Source organism: Arthrobacter sp. 01N442, assembly GCF_056399345.1.
The window spans coordinates 169,623-190,759 of record NZ_JBFTRD010000003.1 but is presented as its reverse complement, the minus strand read 5'-3'; the positions used below and the strand labels follow the sequence as shown (position 1 = coordinate 190,759).

Here is a 21,137-nt window from a genome sequence, read left to right as displayed (position 1 = left end):
GATCAGAGCTTGGCGATGATCTCCGCGAGCAGTTTGGAGATGCGCGGGCCCGCGGCCTGGCCGGATTCGAGGACCTCGGCGTGGCTCAGCGGGACCGGGCTGATGCCGGCGGCGAGGTTGGTTACCAGCGAGATGCCGAAGACCTCCATGCCTGCGTGGCGGCCGGCGATGGCCTCCAGTGCGGTGGACATACCCACCAAGGATGCGCCGATCCGCTTGGCGTACTGCACCTCGGCCGGCGTCTCGTAGTGCGGGCCGGTGAACTGGGCGTAAACGCCTTCGTCCAGGCTGGGATCCACCTCGCGGGCCAGTCCGCGGATCCGCGAGGAGTAAAGGTCGGTGAGGTCCACGAAGGTGGCGCCTTCAAGCGGTGAGGTAGCGGTGAGGTTGATGTGGTCGCTGATCAGCACGGGGGTGCCGGGCGCCCACTCCTCGTTCAGGCCGCCGCAGCCGTTGGTGAGGACCAGCGTCTTGCAGCCCGCGGCGGCAGCGGTGCGCACGCCGTGAACTACCGCGCGCACGCCCTTGCCCTCGTAATAGTGCGTGCGGGCGCCCAGCACCAGGGCGCGCTTGCCCTCGCGGGTGAGAACCGAGCGGATGGTGCCCACATGGCCCACCACGGAGGGTGAGGAGAAGCCGGGGACCTCGTCCGCGGAAAGCGTGGCGGTGGTTTCGCCGATCAGTTCGGCCGCGTCGCCCCAGCCCGAGCCGAGCACCAGCGCTACGTCGTGGCTGTCGACGCCGGTCTCTTCGGCGATGTAGTCGGCGGCGGCGCGGGCGGCGTCGAAGGGATCCGTGTTCAGGAATTCTGTATTACTCACTGGTACAAGCTACCGTGCCGCTCCCGCCCAGCCCAGCATCCTTTATTGGTGGCGTCGGTCCGGATGATGGACAATGGATGATTGTGACTACGCATCCCGATTTCAGCGCACCCCGAATCGCAATTCTCGGCGGAGGGCCCGGTGGCTACGAAGCCGCCATGGTAGCCGCCTCCCTGGGAGCCCAGGTCACCATTATTGAGCGCGCCGGACTCGGCGGATCGGCGGTGCTGACCGACGTCGTGCCGTCCAAGACCCTGATCGCGACGGCGGACCTGATGACCCGCGTGGGGGAGGCCGGCGAGTTGGGCGTCAAGTTCGACCTCGACGGCGGCGACTGCACCCCCACGATGCGCGCGGACCTCAAGCACATCAACGACCGCCTGCTGGGCCTGGCCCGGCAGCAGTCCTCGGACATCCAGAAGGGCCTGGAGGGCCAGGGCGTCCGCATCCTGCTCGGCTCCGGCAAGATGCTGGACAACCACACGATCGAGGTCCTCACCGCCGAGGGCACCGAAACCATCGAAGCCGATGCCATCCTGCTCGCCGTCGGCGCCCACCCGCGCGAACTGCCCACGGCCCGGCCGGACGGCGAACGCATCCTGAACTGGGCCCAGATCTACAACCTGGACGAGCTCCCCGAGGAGCTGATCGTGGTCGGCTCCGGCGTCACCGGCGCCGAATTCGCCTCCGCGTACAACGGCCTGGGCTCCAAGGTCACCCTGATTTCCTCCCGCGACCGGGTGCTGCCCGGCTCGGACACGGACGCCGCCGAGGTGCTGGAAGGCGTCTTCGAACGCCGCGGCGTGAAGGTGCTCTCCCGCGCCCGCGCCGAGACCGTCGAACGCACGGACGACGGCGTCGTCGTCACCCTCGGCGACGGCTCCAAGGTCACCGGCAGCCACTGCCTGGTGGCTGTGGGTTCCATACCAAATACCGCTGGAATCGGCCTCGAGGAGGCCGGCGTCGCGCTGACCGAGAGCGGCCACATCAAGGTCGACGGCGTCTCCCGCACCACCGCGCCGAACATCTACGCCGCGGGCGACTGCACCGGCGTACTGGCCCTCGCCTCGGTCGCGGCCATGCAAGGGCGCATCGCGATCGCGCACTTCCTCGGCGACAGCGTCACCCCGCTCAAGCTGCACCAGGTGGCCTCGAACATCTTCACCTCCCCGGAAATCGCCAACGTCGGCGTCTCCGAGGCGGAGATCGACTCCGGCAAGTACCAAGGCGACGTCGTGAAGCTCTCGCTGCGCAGCAACGCCCGCGCCAAGATGCGCAACCACAAGGACGGCTTCATCAAGATCTTCGCCCGCAAGGGCTCCGGCACGGTGATCGGCGGCGTCGTGGTGGGACCGAACGCCTCCGAGCTGATTTTCGCGATCTCCCTCGCGGTGACGCAGAAGCTGCACGTCGACGACGTCGCCAGCACCTTCACCGTGTACCCCTCGCTCAGCGGCTCCATCTCCGAGGCGGCCCGGCGGCTGCACGTCCACATGTAGCTAGCGCCCTTTTCCGGGCCGGCAAAGGGAGGAACCAGCGGAAGTGTCCGCCGGTTCCTCCCTTTTTCGTTTCCCCTGGGCCTTCGCGGGCAGTCGTTTACACGCTGACACTATTTGCTTATAGTGTCAGTGTGACCAACCGTTCAGACGAAATCATCGATGCGGCCTATGTGTGCTTTACCCGGCACGGCGCCCGCCGCACGACGATGCTCGACCTGGCAGAGCAGGCCGGTATGTCCCGGCCGGCGCTGTACCAGTACTTCCGCAGCAAGGAGGAAGTGTTCCGGGCGCTGGTGGAGCGGCTGCTGGCGGATGCCCTCGCCGCCTCGGAGCGCGCGGCGGCATCCGAACCCCAGCCTGCGGACCGGCTGGCCGGAATCCTGCTGGCCAAGCTCGAGTTGGTGATGCGGATCGGGCGGGACAGCCCGGCGCACGCCGCAGAGCTCCTGGGTGTCGACACCCGCGTGTCCCTCGAAGCCCTTCAAGGCTACGACCAGGCCATGCTCGAGCTTCTTGCCCGCACCGTCCACGAGTCCTACCCGGCGGCGGACTCGCGCGAAGCCGCCGAGCTGCTGCTGGCCTTCACCCGCGGTCTGGAAGCGGGGGTTTCCGACCCCGCCGCGTTGCCTGACCGCCTCCGCCGCGGCGTCGACGTCTTCGTCGCCGGTCTCAACAGCCTCACCCCTACGAAGGAACAACCATGACTACAGCAGTACTGATCACCGGAGCGTCCTCGGGCATCGGCCGGGCCGTAGCCGAACGGCTGCTCCGCCGGCCCGGGTTCACCGTCTACGCCACCGCCCGCCGGCCGGAAACGATCGAGGACCTGCGGGCGGCCGGGGCTAAAATCCTGGCGCTCGACGTCACCGACGAGACATCGATGGCCGCCGCCGTCCGCGCTGTCGAAGAACAGCACGGCCACGTCGGAGTCCTCATCAACAACGCCGGCTACGGCGAGTACGGGACCATCGAGGAGGCGGAACTGGACGCGGTCAGGCGGCAGTTCGAGACCAATGTGTTCGGTTTCTCCCGGATGATCCAGCTGGTCCTGCCCGGGATGCGGGCGGCAAAGGCCGGCCGCATCATCAACATCGGCTCCATGGGCGGCCGGGTCACCTTCCCCGTCGGCGGCTACTACCATGCCACCAAGTACGCCGTGGAGGCCATCACCGACGCCCTGCGCTTCGAGACCGCACCCTTCGGCATCCGCGCCTCCCTGATCGCCCCGGGCCTGATCCGCACCGGCTTCGGTGCCACCGCCGCCCGGACCCTCGCCGCCTCCGGGAAGCCGGCAGGACCCTACGCTGCCCTGCGGGCCGCCGCGGACGAGCAGATGGCCACCTCCTACGCGTCGCCGGTCCTCGCAGCCGAGCCCGACGCCGTCGCCAGCGCCGTTGAGCATGCCGTGACTTCGCGGCGGCCCCGGGACCGTTACACCGTCACCCCGGCCGCCAAAGCCATCGTCCAGTCCCGGCGCTTCCTGGGCTCGGGACTCTTCGACGCCTACCTCCGCCTGCAGTTCAGGAGCACCAAATGAACCCCACCACCGAATGGCCTGCGCCCTTCGACCCCTCCAAGGCACGGGTGTACGCCTACAACGAGATCCGCACCCACCTTTCCCCGGAGCAGCTCTGGCCGGTGCTCGTCGAGGCGGGCGCCTGGCCGAGCTGGTACCGCAACGCCCGTGGCGTGAGCATCGACGGCGGCGGGCAGCAGCTTTCCGGCGCATCGACCTTCACCTGGACCACCTTCGGCCTGCGGGTGGCCAGCACGGTCCGCGAGTTCGAACCCTGCACCCGGCTCGGCTGGGAAGGCGCCGGCCGCGGTTCCACCGGCTACCACCGCTGGGACCTGCAAGCTGCCCCAGGCGGCGGAACCCTGATCGTGACCGAGGAAGTGCAGGGCGGAATCCTCGCCCGGCTGCTCGGCCCGGTGGTGAAACGCAGCATCGAAAAGCAGCACCAGCACTGGCTCGAGGCCCTTGTCAGCACGGCGGAAACCCGCGCGGCAGCCTCCTAGAACGGGTACGGCGCGATGTCCGGGCGGACGGTGAGCCACTGGATCTCGGTGAAGGACTCCATGTTGGCGTGGTGGCCGCCGATCCGTGAGCCGTTGCCGGAGTTCTTCATCCCGCCGAAGGGGGAGTTCGCCTCGTCCGAGACCGTCTGTTCGTTGATGTGGACCTTGCCGGAGTCGAGCCGGTCGGCGATGGTCATGGCCATGCCGACGTCGCCCAGGATGCCGATCGAGAGGCCGTATTCGTTGTCGTTGGCCAGCGCCACGGCTTCGTCGAGGGTGGAGAACTTCATCACCGGAGCCACCGGGCCGAAGATCTCGTCCTTCCACGCCGGGCTGTCCTCGGCCAGGTCCGCCAGCACGGTGGGCTGGTAGAAGCGCCCGTCGTGGGTGCCGCCGGCGGCCAGCCGGGCGCCGGCTTGCACCGCATCCTGGACGATGCCGTCCACCCGGTGCAGCTGGCGTTCATCGATCACCGGCCCCAGTGCCACGGTGCCGCTCTTCGGGTCGCCCACCGGCAGGTGGCCGGCCTTCTCGGCGAGGGCGGCGACGTAGTCCTCGTAGATGTCCTCGTGCACAATGTGCCGGCCGGCCGCCATGCAGATCTGGCCCTGGTGCATGAACGATCCGAACGCCGCCGCGGACGCCGCCTTGGCCAGGTCGGCGCCGGGCAGCACGATCAGCGCGTTGTTGCCGCCCAGCTCCAGGTGCGCACGCTTCAGCAGCCGGCCGGCGGTTTCGCCGATCTTCCGGCCGGCCGCCGTCGAGCCGGTAAAGGCGATCACCCGGACCTCGGGGGCCTCGACGACGGCGGCACCGATGTCCGCGCCGCCGGGCAGCAGCGAGAGCAGGCCCTGCGGGAGCCCGGCTTCCTCGAAGATCCGCATCACGTTCACGCCGCCGCAGACGGCGGTGCGGGGGTCCGGCTTGAGCAGCACGGCGTTGCCGAGCGCCAGGGCCGGGGCGACGGCGCGAATCGAGAGGATCAGCGGAAAGTTGAAGGGAGCGATCACCGAAACCACGCCCACCGGCCGGCGCCGGGCGAAGGACCAGCGGTTTTCGTTGGAGGTGAGCACGTCGCCGGCCGGGAGCGAGGGCAACGCGGAGGCGTCGTAGCATTCGTTGGCCGCGATGTGCGTTTCCAGCCCGGCTTTGGGCGGGATGCCGCCGGACTCGCGGACGATCCAATCCTGGATTTCGGCGGCGTGCTCCTCCCACAGCTGCCCGGCACGGCGCAGTACCGCGGCGCGTTCCTCGGGATTGCGGGCGGCCCATTCCTTTTGCGCCTTGGCAGCGGCCGTCGCGGCCTCCCGGACGTCCGCCACTGAGGCGACGCCGTAGCTGCCCAGGGTCTCGCCGGTGGCCGGTTCGACGGCGTCGCCGGTCCCTCCGCCTCCGGTGCGCCAGCCGTTGAGGTAGATCTTGCCCTCCCAGAGGGCGGAGTCGAGCAGGGACATGTCCTGTCCTTTCATCGTGGGGCTGCGTGGTGCTGTCTCGCGCGGCCGTCCGCGGGGCCGAAAGCGCACGGGCCGATCCCGTCCATCACATGCTGTGCCGCCGTCGCCGTCAAGACCCCCGGTGACATTCGGCCCTAGCCCGCCGCCGGTCGGCGCCCGCACAGTGGGCCATGGCCAACATTTACCTTCCCTTCGGGACCGTGGAGGGCCAGACCGCCCGGATCGCCGAGTACATCGCCTACGTCATCCGTGAACACGGCCACGAGGCACGAACCGCCGATCTTCAGACCGCGGGCGATGTCCTTCCAGATGAATACGATGGCGTCATCGTCGGCGCCTCGGTCCACATGGGGAAGCACGAGGGGTTTGTCACAGATTTCGTCCGCGCGAACAAGGCGGCACTGGAGCGGCTGCCCTCGGCGCTGTTCTCGGTCAGCCTCGCCGCCCATGGTGACGAGGAGAGCGCGGAGGGCTATGTGGAGAAGTTCGAGGAGGAAACCGGCTGGCGACCGGCTCACGTCGGCCTGTTCGCCGGGGCGCTGCCTTACACCCAGTACGGCTTCCTCAAACGGCACATGATGAAGAGGATCACCAGCAGCAAGGGATCGCCGGACACGGACATGTCCCGCGACTACGTCTATACCGAGTGGGACGGCGTCCGGCGGTTCGCTGAGGATTTCCTGGCCGGGCTGCCCGCTCCCGGCGCTTAGACGGCAGCGGTCGGAACGTTCTCCGACATTGAGCCGGCCCGGGCCATCCGGGCGGCCAGCAGGTAGACGGCTCCCGTTACCAGCGGGACCACGCTTGCCGCGGCGAGCGAGGCGATGGGACCGGAACTGCCGAGCACCGTGATCAGCAGCGGCAGCGCGCCCAGGGCCAGCAGCAGCCACCCGGCCAAAGCAGTCCGTTTCAGGCCTAGGATGGCGGCCGGAAACGCGAGGGCGACGACGCCGACGGCCAGGACCGGTCCGTTCACTTCCTGGAAGCTGCGCGCCATTGTCGAATCGGCGGCAAACCACACGCAAAGCGCGACGAACGCCGCCGTCAGTGCCACCAGCAGGGGAGCGGCCCCGGCTGGCCAGAACCAGGCGAGGGCCGCGAGGAACAGGACCGGCGCCGCCCAGCCCAGGAGCATCGTCAGGCCGGCCGACCCGCCCGGTTCCTCCATGGCGTAACCTCCGATGAAGGCCCCGCCGAAGACGGTGAACACGGCCATGAGCACTGCGCCCGTCCTCGTCAGCGCTGCCGCCCGCCGCTGCGGGTCCTTCTGCCGCTTAGTGACAATTCCCAGCACGACGGCGACCACGACGACGGCGACGACCGCCAGGATGATGGGGACCGACACTGGTGCCTCCTAGAGGGTGAGAACCTGAGCCCATTGAAGCCTTGTGGTGCGGTGCGGGCCAAGGGGAGAAAGGCCCGCCCTGCAGGTGTTACTTGTGAGCTATTCCATCGGCCGGGCGGCCACTACGGAGCGGGCCGTGGGACGCACACCGCGCTATTTCGTTTTGTCGAGAGCGAGCTCGGGCGCATCGAAGATGTCGGGAGGAAACCCTACGACTTCGCGGCGACGCTGCAGGCGGCACAGGTCCATTTGCCGCCGCGGGGGTGGCTACGGCGTGACTCGCTTGAATCGGCGGGAGAACTTGTGTGACGGCTTCTCGATCACTCGATAGAACAGTTGGGCTATCGGGAAGCACAGCACCAAGCCAACCACCACAGCCACCGGGTTGGCCCTGAACGTGTAGACGAAGAACAACAGCACCGGCTCATGCACCAGGTACAGGCTGAAGGAGACGGTGCCAAGCCACTGCAGCGGCCGGGCCTCGAATGTCGCCACGAGCGGCCTCGCGAGGCCGACCAGAACTATTGCTGCGGCGAGTGCGACGAGGGTTGCGCTCATGTCAATCATGCCCATCGTCGGCGCTGAGATTTCGAGGGGGCGCAGAAGTGTTGGAAGCATCTGTAGGGCGACGATCAGGAGGACCGCAACAAGCGTCGCCGAAACATACAGCACACCGAATTTACGCATCCGAGCTTCGAGGCGGTTGCGCAGCTCCGTCAGTCGGTCCCAGGCGTAGGCAAGAGCTGCTCCAACCGCGAACATCGCCATGAACATGAGCACCTGGTTGCCGGTGCGCTGGCCGATGACGCACAGGACAATGCTCAACGCCACACCGGCGGCAGGGGGGACCTTTCGCATGACGGCCACGTAGAGGATCAGCAGCAGCGAAAACAGGACTTCCCAGCGCAGGGACCATAGCGGGGATAGGTTGCTGCTCGCGCCGCCGACGAGGGTCAGGTCATTGATGATCGCCCACGGCAGGAACGAGGCAGGGTGCGCGTCCACCCAATTGCCCAGCCCCTTGGTGTCACGGGAAGCGATAAGCATCGTCACGAATGTGAACGCGACCGCAGCCCAAACCGGAATGTACAAGCGGGCGAGTCTGCCGAGTACATAGCTGCCGTAGTCGAAGTCCTTCGTTGCGAGCATCATCCGCGACAACACCAGACCGGAAAGCACAAAGAACAACCAGACAGCATGCGCGCCAAGGGTTCCGAGGAGCGCGACTACTTCAGCGACGACTGGGAACTCGAACAGGTCGCTCGGGTCGTTTTGCAAAAAGACCAAGCGCGCGTGTCCAAGGACGACAGTCACCGCGGCCAGCCCTCGCAGACCATCGAGCGAGCGAAGCCGCTCAGAGATGGCTGGCCGCACGCTCGCATGATCGACCTGTAATGCCGTCAACGGCCCCCCAAATTTTTGCCTGATCTTACCGGTTAGCCAACCATAACCCGAAGGAGAGGCGTGCTGCTGCGCCCCGCACCGTTGTAGCACGAACTGGAGTTCCGTTCGCCGGTCCTAGTATCGCAAGCGACTGACTGACTATGGCCGGAGTCGGACCTGCCTGACGTGCGGTTGCAGCTCGCGGGAGGTTGGTGCACTGCGTTTCAACCATGTCCGGGATCCCCGGCCTTGGACCCTACACCTCTGCCGCCTGGAAATGCTTTTCGATGATCCCCTTGATGTCCTCGTGGCAGCCGCCGCAGCCGGTGCCGGCGCGCGTAGAGGCTGAGACCTCGTCCAGCGTTCCGCAGCCGGAAGTCACAGAATCGGCAATCGCGGTCCCGCTCACTCCAGCGCACCGGCACACCGTGCGCTCCGGATCGGTAATAGGAGAAGCCGCCGGCTCCGGCCCATCGAGGCGCAGCAGCAGCGACCGGTCCGCGGGGAGCTCGGCGCCGCGCTCGAAGAGTTGCACCAACTCCGCCGCGGTTCTGGGCATGCCCACGGCCACCAGGCCTTCCAGCACCCCTGCGCGCGTGGTCATCTTCACGTAGCGGCCGTGCTCGGGGTCGGCCCATTGAGCCACCTGCAGCCGCGCCCGGCCGACGGCTGCCCCCGCCGTCAAAGCCTCCTCGTCCCATGGCTCGGCGGACACTTCCCCGGCCACAGCCAGGGTCAGCCCGCGGGCCTTCAGCACCAGTACCCCCGGCCGTTCCGCCGGCAGCGGCGGCAAAGCTGCGGCTTCGGAGGAAGCGCCAGCTGCCAGGAGAGCCAGGTAATGAGCCAGCCACTCGGCCTGCCGCCAGCCCGGTCCCACCAGCCCGGACGGGCCGCGTGCGCTCCGGCAGTCCACACATGACGGGTCTGGGCAGCGCACCTCGGCGCAGTCACCGATCGCGTAAACGCAGGGGTCGTGGTGTGCGCGGAGCCGGTGATCGACCAGGATGCCTGCCGCCGTCGGCAGCCCGCAGCCATCCGCTAGTTCGGTCCGCGGCCGCACACCGCAGGAGAGCACCAGCAAGTCGCCGTCGATCGCGGAACCGTCCGCCAGCAGCAGCGCGGAGAAGCCGCCGTCGGCCCCGGTCTCCACGGCAACGGACCGCGCATTCCCGGCCACCCGCACGCCGCAATTCCGCAGCGCCGCTGTGAGCACGGCGCCGCCGCCGCGGTCGATGTTACGGCCCAGCGGGTGCGGGCCGTTGTGCACCACGGTCACGGTGGCGCCTTCCTCGGCTGCTGCCAGCGCCGTCTCCAGGCCCAGCACCCCGCCGCCGAGGACCACCACGCGCTTGCCGCCGTCCACCGCCCTCCGAAGCGCCGCGGCATCCGCCAGGTCCCGCAGCGCCGTCACCCCGGCTGGCAATACCGGGGCGGCCGGATCCGGATTCAGCCCGGTGAGGTTGGGGATCACCGGACGGGAGCCGGTGGCGAAGACCAGCCGGTCGTAGCCGGGGGAGCTGCCGTCGCTGAGCAGGACCCGCTGCCGGGACCGGTCCACCCGCCGGACCCGGCTACCCAGCCGGACGTCCACGCCGTCGGCAACCAGTGCCGCCGCGTCCGCCAGCGCCAGGGCCCCGGCGGAGGTCCTGCCGACGCCCAAATCCGCCACAAGAACCCGGTTGTACGCGGCTTCCCTCTCCTCGCCGACCACCGTCAGCTCCAGCGCCCCGTCCCGCACCGCGGGCAACAGTTCGTCGATCAAGCGCGCCGCCACCGGGCCGAAGCCCACCACCACAATCCGCTCCGTCATGGGGCACCTTCCATCTGTAGAACTTCGGTGTGGGCGCCAGCCGCGGCCGGCCGCACCCATACTGCGCTGGTCTTGAACTCCGGCATCCCGGAGACCGGGTCGGTGGCCGCCTCGGTGAGCCGGTTGGCGCTCTCCAGCCCCGGGAAGTGGAACGGCAGAAACACCGTTTCGGGCCGGATGTCCGCGCTCAGTTCGGCCCGGCACAGGACCTCGCCGCGGCCGTTGGCAACAGCGACGACGTCGCCCTCGGCGATGCCCTGCGCCGCGGCGGCCGCCGGGTGGATCTGCACCCGGGCCTCGGGCCGGGCGGCGGCCAGGGCGGCCACCCGCCGGGTCTGGGCACCGGACTGATAATGCTCCAGCAGGCGGCCGGTGATCAGGGTCATCGGCGCACCCGCCGGGCCTGCGCCCGTCAGGCCTGCGCCCGCCTCCGCTGCGGGCGACGAACGACGGCGTGGAGTTACCGGAACGAACACCGCCCGGCCGTCCGGATGGGCGAAGCCGTCCCGGAACAGGCGCGGCGTGCCGGTGCTGCCGGAGGGATAAGGCCAGTAGGCTTCCTCGCCGCGGTCCAGCAGGGCGTAGTCGATCCCGGAGTAGTCGGCCAGGCCGCCGGCGGAGGCAAGCCGAAGCTCCTCGAACACGGTCTCCGGATCCTCGCTGAAGGTCGACGGCGCCTCCAGCAGCTCGGCCAGCCGGGTCATGATCCAGAGTTCGCTGCGCACACCGGGCGGGGGAGCGATGGCCCGGCGGCGGCGCAGTACCCGGCCCTCGAGGTTGGTGAGGGTGCCTTCCTCCTCGGCCCATTGGGTGACGGGCAGGATCAGGTCCGCCTCGGCCGCGGTTTCGGAGATGAAGAAGTCGCAGACCACCAGGAAGTCGAGGCTGTGCAGGCCTGCGATCACAGCGTTCGCGTCCGGGGCGGAGACCGCCACGTTGGCGCCGTGCACGAAGAGGCAGCGCACGCCGTCGGGCTGTCCCAGCGACGCAAGAAGTTCGACGGCGGGGACGCCGGGGCCGGGAATCGAAGCCTCCGGCACGCCCCAGACGGACGCGACGTGGGCGCGGGCCGCGGGATCGGTGATCTTCCGGTAGCCCGGGAGCTGGTCCGCCTTCTGGCCGTGTTCGCGGCCGCCCTGGCCGTTCCCCTGGCCGGTGAGGGTGCCGTAGCCGCTGCGCGCCGAGCCCGGCAGGCCCAGCAGCAAGGCAAGGTTGACGGCGGCGGTGGCGGTGTCCGTTCCGTCCACGTGCTGTTCCACGCCGCGGCCGGTGAGGATGTAGCTTCCGCCCTGCCGGGCGCCCCCGACGAGCCGGTGCGCGGTGTCCCGGATAAGCCCGGCCGGGACGCCGGTCAGGGACTGCACGCGCTCGGGCCAGTAGCCAGCGACACTGCGCGCCAGCGCCGGGTAGCCCGAGGTGCGGTCCGCGAGGAATTGCTCGTCCGCGAGGCCGTCGTGGATCACAACGTGCGCCAGTCCGAGGAGCAGGGCCAGGTCCGTTCCCGGCAACGGCTGCAGGTGCAGGCCGCCGCCGTCGGCCGTGAACGCTGCCGTGGCGGAGCGGCGTGGGTCGACGACGATCAGCCCGCCGGCGTCGCGCGCCCCCTTGAGGTGCTGGACGAAGGGCGGCATGGTCTCGGCCACGTTGGAACCGAGCAGCAGGATGGTGCTGGCGGTGTCGAGGTCTGCCAGCGGGAACGGCAGGCCCCGGTCCAGGCCGAATGCGCGCATCCCGGCCGCGGCCGCCGAGGACATGCAGAACCGACCGTTGTAGTCGATCCGCGAGGTGCCGAGGGCCAGCCGGGCGAATTTGCCCAGCTGGTAGGCCTTCTCGTTGGTGAGTCCGCCGCCGCCGAACACCCCGACGGCGTCCGGGCCATACGCGGCGCGGGTCGCCTTCACCGCGGCGGCGATGCGTTCCAGGGCCTCCTCCCAGCTGACCGGCCGGTGTACGCCGTCGGCGCCCCTCAGCAGCGGCTCGGTGACGCGCCCGGGGTGCTCCAGAAGCGACGCCGAGGTCCAGCCCTTGCGGCAGAGCCCGCCGCGGTTGGTGGGGAAGTCCCGGCCGGCCACCTCCAGAGGAACCTCTGCCGGGGCAGCCGCCGCCGGTGCGGCCGGTGCGGTCAGGGTCATGGCGCACTGGAGCGCGCAGTACGGGCAGTGAGTGGCGGCGCCGTCGGTCATCTAGACGTGTCCTTTTCCGTGGCGGGTGGCGGGGCGCAGGTAGCAGGCCCAGCAGACGGCCAGCATCACGAGGTAGGCCGCCACGAAGCCATAGAAGGCCGGGGTGTAGGAGCCGCTGGCGGTGTTGGAGGCGTTGAGGACCTGCGGGATCACGAATCCGCCGTAGGCGCCGATTGCGGAGATCAGGCCCAGCGCGGCGGACGCCAGCCGCTGGGTGTCCACCCTGCTGGCGCCGGACAGGGCCGCCCGGCTGTGCAGGGCAAAGATCACCGGGATCATCCGGTACGTGGCCCCATTGCCGAAGCCGCTGGCGGTGAACAGCGCCAGGAATAGAACCAGGAAGAGCCAGAAGTTGCCCAGCGGCAGTGTCCAGACCATAGTCAGGGTGATGACGGCCATCGCGGCGAACGCGGTCACGGTCATCCTGGCGCCGCCCAGCCGGTCGGCCATCCGGCCGCCATAGGGCCGGGCCAGGGAACCGACCAGCGGGCCGAGGAACGCCAGGGACAGGGCCACCGTCCCGACGCCGATCGAAGAGAACGCGGGGAAGTAGTCCTTGATGAGCTTGGGAAACACGCCGGCGAAGCCGATGAACGAGCCGAAGGTGCCGATGTAGAGCAGCGCCATGACCCACAGGTGCGGCTCCTTGACCGCGGCGAGCGAGCTGGCGACGTCGCCCTTGGCGCTGGTGAGGTTGTCCATATACTTCCAGGCGCCGAAGGCGGCGAGCAGGATCAGCGGGATCCACATCAGCCCGGCCACCGGCAGGTTCACGGTGCCGGCGGCCAGGACAGTGATGGCGACGGGCACGGCGAGCTGGGCGACGGCGGCGCCCAGGTTTCCGCCGGCGGCGTTGAGCCCCAGCGCCCAGCCCTTTTCGCGGGCCGGGTAGAAGAAGGTGATGTTTGCCATCGAGCTGGCGAAGTTGCCGCCGCCGAAGCCGGCCAGGGCGGCCACGAGCAGCATGACGCCAAACGGGGTGCCGGGGTTGCCGACGCACAGCGCCAGGCCGGTCGAGGGGATCAGCAGCAGCATGGCCGAGACGATGGTCCAGTTCCGGCCGCCGAAGCGGGGAACCATGAAGGTGTAGGGGATTCGGAGCGTCGCGCCGACCAGGCTGGGCATCGAGATCAGCCAGAAGATTTCGTTGCTGGAGAAACGGAAGCCGGCCGCGGGAAGCTGGACCACCACGATCGACCAGAGCTGCCAGACCACAAAGCCCAGGAACTCGGCGAAGATGGACCAGTTCAGGTTCCGCCGGGCGATGCCGCGGCCCAGGGATTCCCACTGGGCCTTGTTCTCGGCGTCCCAGTTCGCGATCCAGCGGCCCGGGCGGTACTCCAGCGCGGGTGCGCCGACGGCGATGCGGACGGCGGGCGCTGAGCCTTCGGAGCCGATGGTGCGCTCGGTAGCGTCGTGCTCGGCGGCGGCAGCGTCGGCGGCCTCGGTGTAGGGGTTCGGTGAGACGCCGGTTGCGGCGTCTGCAATGCGTTCAGCAGTCACGGGGGACCTCCTTCGGGGTGTCCCTCAAAGCTAGGGACGCCGCGTTTCCGGGACCCTCGCGCTTTGTTAACGTGCTGTGACGTTTGCCTATCGGCGCCTATGTGACGGCGTGAGGCCGCGGCCCTTCAGCGCTTCGATGACCTGCTCGACGGAAGGCGCGCCCGCATGGCCGCCGGGCGTCCGGTAGATCCGGCAGGCGAGCTCGCTGCTCGGTGCCCCGCCGGGGAAGATATCGGCCCCGTCTACGGTGATCGTGGGCGAACCGGCGAATCCGGTTCCGGCGGTGTCTGCCGCGGACTCGATGAGACGCAGGTGGACCGCGACGTCGTCGCGCCCCAGGGCGGCCAGGGCCGCTTTGACCCGTTCGAGCGCCCGCGTCGTGTTGGGGCAGTCGGCGATGTGGAGCAGTTCGAGTCTCATGCTCAGCCGTGCCTTGGCGGCATCGTGAGGGTGACAACTTTCGGTTCGGGACCGGATCCGCAGCCCTCGCAGCAGCCGGCAACATCGCCGGTGGCGGTCGCTACGGCGCCGGCGTCGCCGTCGTCGTCGGCCACGGCGTGGGGGAGGGCGCAGCAGGCGTCCCCACGCCACGCGTTGATGCCTTCGCGCACGGCGATGCCGGCGATGACGAGTGCCGCGCCGGCGTCCGCCCACCACCATCCCAGCGTGCTGTTCAGGACGAGGCCGAGTAGCAGGACCGCGGAGAGGTACGTGCACAGCAGCGTCTGCTTGGAATCTGCCACCGCGGTCCTGGAACCGAGTTCCCGGCCGGCCCGGCGTTGCAGCCAGGACAGGACGGGCATGACGGCCAGGCTCAGGGCAGCGATGACGATGCCAGGGGTGGACTGCTGCGCCTCGCCGCCGCCGGTCAGCGAACGGACGGAGTCCACGGAGACGAACAGTGCCAGGGCGAAGAAGGAGATCGCGATGATCCGCAGGGTCAGGTGCTCGCGCCGTTCCGGGTCTTTCGCGGAGAACTGCCAGGACAGGGCGACCGCGGAGGCGACCTCGATCACCGAATCGAGTCCGAAACCGACGAGGGCGGAGGAGTCCGCGAGGTTTCCCGCCCAGAGCGCGACGACGGCCTCAACGATGTTGTAGCTGATCGTCGCGGCCGCGAACAGTCGGATGCGCCGGCTGAGCGTGGCACGCCGGGCGGCGGAAGGGGCGGACCGAGTTGTTGTTGCGGTCATGCCAGGCACGTCCCGTCAGGGGCACAGCAGGCGGGGTCCACTGCCAGCACGACGCCGAGCAGGTCCCTGATCGCGTGGCCCAGCCGGGCGTCGGCGAGTTCATACCGGGTCCGCCGGCCGTCCGGGGCCGCCACCACCAGTCCGCGGCCCCGAAGGCAGGTCAGGTGGTTGGACATGCTCTGCCGGGAGACTCCCAGGGATTCAGCGAGCTCCGACGGGTACGCGGCCGCCTCCGCCAAGGCCAGCAGAATCCGCGCCCGGGTAGGGTCGGAGACCGCGTAGCCGAACCGGGCGAGCACCGGGGCGTGGGTGAGGGTTTCCATCGACCCAAAATACATCTGCGCATGTATTCACGCAATTCTGTATTGACCAGTCTCTTCAGCCGGCGTTGCGCGGCGCGAACATGATGACGGCCACCCCGAGCAGGCAGATTGCCGAGCCGGCGAGGTCCCACCGATCGGGCCGGAAGCCGTCGAAGACCATGCCCCAGGCCAAGGATCCGGCCACGAACACGCCACCATAGGCGGCAAGGATGCGGCCAAAGTGGGCATCGGGCTGCAGCGTCGCGGCAAAACCGTAGATCCCCAGGGCAATAACCCCGAGGCCGGCCCACCACCATTCCTTCCCCTCGCGGACTGCCTGCCATACGAGCCACGCGCCGCCGATTTCCGCGACGGCGGCGAGGACGAAGAGCAGGATCGTTTTTGCAATGGTCACGCGCCCATCATGCCAGCGCGCGGTGGGGCGGCCGTCGCCGCCATCGCCCGGAACGACACGAGCGTCCAAATAATGGAACATTTGTCCATTTCGTGGACAGGGGGAACTATTATCGTACATATATCCATTCCTTAGCCGGACGTCTCTCCGCACGACGGTCCGGTCTTCATGAAAGCGTCACTAAATGTCATCCACTGCCACTTCGACGGAGCATGGGTCCGCCAAGCAGGTGAATTCGCGCGGCCGCGTGATCGTCGCCAGCCTGATCGGAACCACCGTTGAGTTCTACGACTTCTATGTCTACGCCACGGCCGCCGTCTTGGTCTTCCCGAAGCTCTTCTTCCCGGGCCAGAACGAAACCACCCAGCTGCTGAGCTCCTTCGCCGTCTTCGGTGTCGCGTTCATCGCCCGCCCGCTCGGCTCGATCGTCTTCGGCCACTTCGGTGACAAGTTCGGCCGCAAGGGCACCCTGGTCGCCTCGCTGCTCACCATGGGCATCGCGACCTTCCTGATCGGCTGCCTCCCGACGGCGACCGTCCCCGGCTGGACCTTCTGGGCCCCGGCCCTGCTCGTCGTGATGCGCTTCGCCCAGGGCCTTGCGCTCGGCGGCGAATGGAGCGGCGCGGCCCTGCTGGCCACCGAGAACGCCCCGGCCAACAAGCGCGCCGTCTACGGCACGTTCCCGCAGTTGGGTGCCCCGATCGGCTTCATCATCGCCAACGTGATCTTCCTGGTCTTCAGCTACACCCTGACCCCGGCCGCGTTCGAGGCATGGGGCTGGCGCGTGCCGTTCCTGGTCAGCGCCGTGATGGTCATCATCGGCCTGTACGTCCGACTCAAGCTGATCGAAACCCCCGCCTTCACCAAGGTCATCGAGTCCAACGAGGTCGCCAAGCTGCCCCTGGGCCGGGTCTTCAAGACCAGCTGGCGCCAGCTGATCCTGGGCACCTTCATCATGCTCGCCACTTACGTGCTCTTCTACCTGATGACCACGTTCACCCTCACCTACGGCACCCGCGCGTCCAGCCTGGACGCCGCCAAGGCCGCCGCGGAAAAGGCCGGCAAGCCGATGACCGAGGCGGCAGCAGCCGCGTTCGTACCGGGCCTGGGCTTCACCCGTAACGACTTCCTCTGGATGCTCATTGCCGGCGTCGTCTTCTTCGGTATCTTCACCCTGGTCTCCGGCCCGCTGGCCGAGAAGTACGGCCGCCGCAAGATGCTGATCGCCGTTACCGCGGGCATCTTCGTCTTCGGCCTGCTGTTCGTGCCGCTCTTCAGCGGCGGCTTCGTCGGCACCATGGCGCTGCTGATCATCGGCTTCTCGCTGATGGGCCTGACCTTTGGCCCGATGGGCGCGCTGCTGCCCGAGCTGTTCCCGACCAACGTCCGGTACACCGGCTCGGCCATCAGCTACAACTTCTCGTCCATCCTGGGCGCGGCGGTGGCGCCGTTCATCGCCGTCTGGCTGTGGGAACTGGCGAAGGGCAGCCCGGTCTTGGTGGGCGTGTACCTCACGCTCATGGCCGTGCTGACGCTGATCGCGCTGTTCGTGAGCAAGGAAACCCGCGACCTGGACTACGAGAACAACGTAGCCTGACGCTCCAACCCAGTTACTGAACCGGATGCCCGGCGTGTGAGGTCGACACGCCGGGCATTCCCGTGTCCGGGGAGGGTGCGGCGGGAAGTAACCGGGGAGGAGCGTACGCGCGCGGCGTAGACGGCGGCGGGCTCGTTACCGGGCGTAGCGCTCCACGAAGTTGCGCAGGATGGCCATCGGCTCGGTGACGTTGTGCTGCCGGGCCTGGTCCATCAGCTCCTCGGCGGCGTCGGGCGGGAAGTATCCGGCATGGCGGTAGACGTCGATCCGCGTGGTGAGGCCTTCCGCGTCGAGTTCCGGGTGGAACTGGGTGGCGTAGAGGTTGGACCGGATCCGGAACATCTGCACCGGGCAGGTCTCGGAGCTCGCCAGCAGCACCGCCCCGCCGGGCAGCACGGTGCATGCCTCCTTGTGGCCCACAAAGGCCGTGAACTGTTCCGGCAGGCCGCGCAGCAGCGGGTCCTGCTGCCCGGCGGAGGTCATGCTGACGGTGACGCCGCCGAGTCCCTCGCCATAGGTCCGGTCGATCACGGCGCCCTGGTGCAGGCCCAGGGTGCCGACGCCGTAGCAGGCGCCCAGGAAGGGGAAGTCCTCGGCCACGATCCGGTCCAGCAGGGCGAACAGTTCGCGCTCCACCCGGTGCTGGATGTCGCTCTTGTGCTCTGCGGGGTCGCTGGAGGTGAACGGGCTGCCGCCGACAATCACGCCGGAATACTCGCTGAGTTCCAGCCGGGGCAGCGGCGCGGCCTCCATCCGGACCCGGTGGAGCTCGGTTTCGGCGAGCCCGGTGTAGCGCAGGTAGGCGAGGTATTCGTCGTCGGCGGCGGCATCCTCGGCACGTGAGGCGAGGAGCAGAAATGGCTTCACGTAACTAAGTCTGCCCCGCCGACGGCGACGCCGCTATTCGGCTGCCTCGCCGTCCTCGATCATGGCGATAACAGCGCCCGCGGAGACCGTCTCGCCGGCGGATGCGGAAAGCCCGATCACGATTCCGGCACGGTGTGCGGTGAGCGGCTGCTCCATCTTCATGGCTTCGAGCACGACGACGAGGTCGCCTTCGGCCACCCGCTCGCCCTCGGCGACGGCCACCTTCACGATGGTGCCCTGCATGGGGGAGGTGAGGGCGTTGCCGCCGGCGGGCGAGGCTGCTGCCGCGCTCCTGGAGCGCTTCTTTGCCTTGGCCGGCTTGCCGCTGCCACCGCCGGAGACGGTGCCCAGCGACGCCGGGAGCACCACTTCGAGGCGCTTGCCGCCAACCTCGACGACGACGCGCTGGCGTTCGCCGGCGTCGGCCGCTTCAGCCGCGGTACCTGCGGGAGTCCATGCGGGGATGTCGTTGACGAAGGCGGTCTCGATCCAGCGGGTGTGGACCTTGAACGGACCCTCGGCCGGGGCGAAATCGGGGTTGCTGACGACGGCGAGGTCGAACGGAATGACGGTGGGGATACCCTCCACCACCATCTCCTCCAGCGCGCGGCGGGAGCGCTGCAGCGCCTGGGTGCGGGTGGCGCCGGTGACGATCAGCTTGGAGAGCATCGAGTCGAAGTTGCCGCTGATGACGTCGCCCTGCTCCACGCCGGAGTCGACGCGGACTCCGGGGCCGGTGGGGTTCTTCAGCCCGGTGATGGTGCCGGGTGCGGGCATGAAGTTCCGGCCCGGGTCCTCGCCGGTGATGCGGAATTCGATCGAGTGGCCGCGGACCTCGGGGTCGCCGTAGCCGAGCTCCTCGCCGCGGGCCAGCCGGAACTGCTCGCGGACCAGGTCGATCCCGGTGACTTCCTCGGAGACGCAGTGCTCCACCTGGAGGCGGGTGTTGACCTCGAGGAAGGAGATGGTGCCGTCCTGGCCCACGAGGAATTCGCAGGTGCCGGCGCCCAGGTAGCCGGCCTCCTTGAGGATGGCCTTGGAGGATTCGTAGAGCCGCTGGTTCTGCTCATCGGTGAGGAACGGGGCCGGCGCCTCCTCCACGAGCTTCTGGTTGCGGCGCTGCAGCGAGCAGTCGCGGGTGGAGACGACCACGACGTTGCCGTGCGCGTCGGCGAGGCACTGGGTCTCGACGTGGCGCGGGGCATCAAGGAAGCGCTCGACGAAGCACTCGCCGCGGCCGAACGCAGCCGTGGCTTCGCGGACGGCGGATTCGAAGAGCTCGGGGATTTCGTCGCGGGTACGCGCCACCTTGATGCCGCGTCCGCCGCCGCCGAAGGCGGCTTTGATGGCAACGGGCAGGCCGAACTTGTCCACGAATTCGAGGATTTCCTCGGCGGATTCCACCGGATCGGCGGTGCCGGGGACCTGCGGGGCGCCGACCTTCTCGGCAATGTGCCGGGCCTGGACCTTGTCGCCGAGGGCGGAGATGGCCTCGGGGGAGGGGCCGATCCAGGTGATGCCGGCGGCAATCACCTTGGCGGCGAATTCGGCGTTTTCGGCGAGGAAGCCGTAGCCGGGGTGGATGGCGTCGGCGCCGGAGCGCAGGGCCACCTCGATCAGCTTGTCCATCACGAGGTAGGACTCGGCGGCGGTGTTGCCGCCCAGCGCGTACGCTTCGTCGGCGAGCTTGACGTGCAGGGCGTCGCGGTCCGGATCCGCGTAGACGGCCACGGAGGCGATGCCTTCATCGCGCGCGGCGCGGATGATGCGCACGGCAATCTCGCCGCGGTTGGCGATCAGCACCTTGCTCAGGCGGTGGGTGCCCGGGGTGGTGGCGGCGGGCACTGACGTTGCGGACTGCTCCGAATTTGCTGACAAGGCGTCTCCTTCTTTCCTTCAGGGAGCCTAGCGCGGTTTTGAGGGTTCCGCCGATATTACTTGCGGATCCCGCGCGTAAACGGCCGATCCTTTGTGGGGTTCCTACAAGGTGGTGCGAAATGGCTCACTCGGCGCGGATGTCGGCCGGGTTGGCGGCGCCGCCGGTCCAGAGTTCGGTGACGCCCACCTTTGCCTGGCCGAGCAGGCCGCGCAGGGTTGAGATGGAGAGCCCGACGACGGTGTGCGGGTCTCCGTCGACCTTGCGGATGAAGGCCCCGCCGTAGCCGTCGATCGTGAAGGACCCGGCGCACTGCAGCGGCTCGCCGGTAGCGATATAGGTATCGATCTCGTCCTCACTCATTTCCATGAAGTGCACCTCTGCCGAGGAGACGGAACCCAGCGTCGCGCCCGTGCCGGGGTTCTCCTCGGCGTCGGTGTCCCGGCAGTCGACCAGCCAGTGGCCGGTGTGCAGCACGCCCATGCTGCCGCTCATCCTGAGCATCCGTTCCTTGGCGACGTCGGCGGTGTACGGCTTGCCGTGGGCCTCGCCGTCGAACTCGAAGACCGAGTCGCAGCCGATCACCAGGGCGCCCTCGGATTCCGGCAGGGATGCGACGGCCTCGGCCTTGGCGCGGGCCAGCAGCAGGGCGGTGTCATGCGGGTCGGTCACGCCGTAGCGGGCCTGAACTGCGTCCTCGTCGACATCGGAGACGAGGACGTCGTGCGCGATGCCGGCGTTGCTGAGCAGCTTGGTGCGGGCGGGGGACTGGGAGGCAAGAATGAGGCGGGTCACGGCACCAGCGTAGTTCCTTTGGCGGCGTCTTGAGTCACCGGCCGCCCAACGGGACCCGCCCACAACAAAGCCGCC

The 21,137-nt window shown here is 68.7% G+C and carries 20 protein-coding genes; 6 read left to right on the top strand and 14 right to left on the bottom strand.

Annotated features, from left to right (window positions below):
* Positions 1-2 precede the first annotated feature (2 nt).
* Complete coding sequence (locus AC1DNC_RS06560) at positions 3-821, bottom strand: purine-nucleoside phosphorylase (RefSeq protein ID WP_476861754.1); 819 nt, start codon at positions 819-821, stop codon at positions 3-5.
* Positions 822-904: 83 nt separating this feature from the next.
* Here AC1DNC_RS06560 and AC1DNC_RS06555 point away from each other — a divergent pair, with 83 nt between their 5' ends.
* From AC1DNC_RS06555 to AC1DNC_RS06540, 4 genes are all read left to right on the top strand, one after another.
* On the top strand, positions 905-2,320 hold the full coding sequence (locus AC1DNC_RS06555; RefSeq protein ID WP_476861753.1) for an NAD(P)H-quinone dehydrogenase: 1,416 nt from the start codon (positions 905-907) through the stop codon (positions 2,318-2,320).
* Between the two features lie 131 nt (positions 2,321-2,451).
* A complete protein-coding gene (locus AC1DNC_RS06550) occupies positions 2,452-3,024 on the top strand; it encodes a TetR/AcrR family transcriptional regulator (protein WP_476861752.1) in 573 nt (190 codons plus the stop codon).
* Positions 3,021-3,857, top strand: a complete 837-nt coding sequence (locus AC1DNC_RS06545) for an oxidoreductase (RefSeq protein WP_476861751.1) — start codon at positions 3,021-3,023, stop codon at positions 3,855-3,857. Before AC1DNC_RS06550 ends, AC1DNC_RS06545 begins: the two co-directional genes overlap by 4 nt.
* Positions 3,854-4,339 carry an SRPBCC domain-containing protein gene (locus tag AC1DNC_RS06540; RefSeq protein ID WP_476861750.1) on the top strand — a complete coding sequence of 162 codons (486 nt, stop codon included), beginning with the start codon at positions 3,854-3,856 and terminating at the stop codon, positions 4,337-4,339. The genes AC1DNC_RS06545 and AC1DNC_RS06540 overlap by 4 nt, the downstream gene beginning before the upstream one ends.
* Here the strand turns inward: AC1DNC_RS06540 and AC1DNC_RS06535 are convergent.
* Positions 4,336-5,793: a benzaldehyde dehydrogenase gene (locus AC1DNC_RS06535; RefSeq protein ID WP_476861749.1), complete on the bottom strand. Its 1,458-nt coding sequence runs from the start codon at positions 5,791-5,793 to the stop codon at positions 4,336-4,338. The two genes, AC1DNC_RS06540 and AC1DNC_RS06535, sit on opposite strands and share 4 nt — an antisense overlap.
* Positions 5,794-5,963: 170 nt before the next feature.
* Here AC1DNC_RS06535 and AC1DNC_RS06530 point away from each other — a divergent pair, with 170 nt between their 5' ends.
* Entirely contained in the window at positions 5,964-6,503 is a 540-nt protein-coding gene (locus AC1DNC_RS06530; RefSeq protein WP_476861748.1) for a flavodoxin domain-containing protein, read from the top strand.
* On the opposite strand, the gene AC1DNC_RS06525 is transcribed toward AC1DNC_RS06530, so the two are convergent.
* The 9 genes from AC1DNC_RS06525 to AC1DNC_RS06485 all read right to left on the bottom strand — a co-directional run bounded on the left by AC1DNC_RS06525 (position 6,500) and on the right by AC1DNC_RS06485 (position 15,927).
* Entirely contained in the window at positions 6,500-7,138 is a 639-nt protein-coding gene (locus AC1DNC_RS06525; protein WP_476861747.1) for a hypothetical protein, read from the bottom strand. The two genes, AC1DNC_RS06530 and AC1DNC_RS06525, sit on opposite strands and share 4 nt — an antisense overlap.
* Positions 7,139-7,405: 267 nt before the next feature.
* Entirely contained in the window at positions 7,406-8,542 is a 1,137-nt protein-coding gene (locus AC1DNC_RS06520) for an acyltransferase family protein (RefSeq protein WP_476861746.1), read from the bottom strand.
* A 235-nt stretch (positions 8,543-8,777) separates the two neighbouring features.
* Positions 8,778-10,331: an FAD-dependent oxidoreductase gene (locus AC1DNC_RS06515; protein WP_476861745.1), complete on the bottom strand. Its 1,554-nt coding sequence runs from the start codon at positions 10,329-10,331 to the stop codon at positions 8,778-8,780.
* Positions 10,328-12,514, bottom strand: a complete 2,187-nt coding sequence (locus AC1DNC_RS06510) for a molybdopterin oxidoreductase family protein (RefSeq protein ID WP_476861744.1) — start codon at positions 12,512-12,514, stop codon at positions 10,328-10,330. The genes AC1DNC_RS06515 and AC1DNC_RS06510 overlap by 4 nt, the downstream gene beginning before the upstream one ends.
* Positions 12,515-13,912, bottom strand: a complete 1,398-nt coding sequence (locus AC1DNC_RS06505; RefSeq protein ID WP_476861899.1) for an MFS transporter — start codon at positions 13,910-13,912, stop codon at positions 12,515-12,517.
* Positions 13,913-14,104: 192 nt separating this feature from the next.
* Entirely contained in the window at positions 14,105-14,437 is a 333-nt protein-coding gene (locus AC1DNC_RS06500) for a thioredoxin family protein (protein ID WP_476861743.1), read from the bottom strand.
* Positions 14,438-14,439: 2 nt separating this feature from the next.
* The gene (locus AC1DNC_RS06495) at positions 14,440-15,210 is read right to left on the bottom strand and encodes a cation diffusion facilitator family transporter (protein WP_476861742.1); all 771 of its coding nucleotides are present in this window, start codon (positions 15,208-15,210) and stop codon (positions 14,440-14,442) included.
* Positions 15,207-15,533: an ArsR/SmtB family transcription factor gene (locus AC1DNC_RS06490; protein WP_476861741.1), complete on the bottom strand. Its 327-nt coding sequence runs from the start codon at positions 15,531-15,533 to the stop codon at positions 15,207-15,209. The genes AC1DNC_RS06495 and AC1DNC_RS06490 overlap by 4 nt, the downstream gene beginning before the upstream one ends.
* A 55-nt stretch (positions 15,534-15,588) precedes the next feature.
* Positions 15,589-15,927, bottom strand: a complete 339-nt coding sequence (locus tag AC1DNC_RS06485) for a YnfA family protein (RefSeq protein WP_476861740.1) — start codon at positions 15,925-15,927, stop codon at positions 15,589-15,591.
* A 184-nt stretch (positions 15,928-16,111) separates the two neighbouring features.
* Here AC1DNC_RS06485 and AC1DNC_RS06480 point away from each other — a divergent pair, with 184 nt between their 5' ends.
* Positions 16,112-17,524: an MFS transporter gene (locus tag AC1DNC_RS06480; protein ID WP_476861739.1), complete on the top strand. Its 1,413-nt coding sequence runs from the start codon at positions 16,112-16,114 to the stop codon at positions 17,522-17,524.
* A 135-nt stretch (positions 17,525-17,659) separates the two neighbouring features.
* Here the strand turns inward: AC1DNC_RS06480 and AC1DNC_RS06475 are convergent, their stop codons facing one another.
* The 3 genes from AC1DNC_RS06475 to AC1DNC_RS06465 form a co-directional block, all read right to left on the bottom strand.
* Complete coding sequence (locus AC1DNC_RS06475) at positions 17,660-18,391, bottom strand: glutamine amidotransferase (RefSeq protein ID WP_476861738.1); 732 nt, start codon at positions 18,389-18,391, stop codon at positions 17,660-17,662.
* A 33-nt stretch (positions 18,392-18,424) separates the two neighbouring features.
* Positions 18,425-20,236 carry an acetyl/propionyl/methylcrotonyl-CoA carboxylase subunit alpha gene (locus AC1DNC_RS06470; protein WP_476861898.1) on the bottom strand — a complete coding sequence of 604 codons (1,812 nt, stop codon included), beginning with the start codon at positions 20,234-20,236 and terminating at the stop codon, positions 18,425-18,427.
* A gap of 157 nt (positions 20,237-20,393) precedes the next feature.
* Entirely contained in the window at positions 20,394-21,062 is a 669-nt protein-coding gene (locus tag AC1DNC_RS06465) for a Maf family protein (protein ID WP_476861737.1), read from the bottom strand.
* Positions 21,063-21,137: the final 75 nt, after the last annotated feature.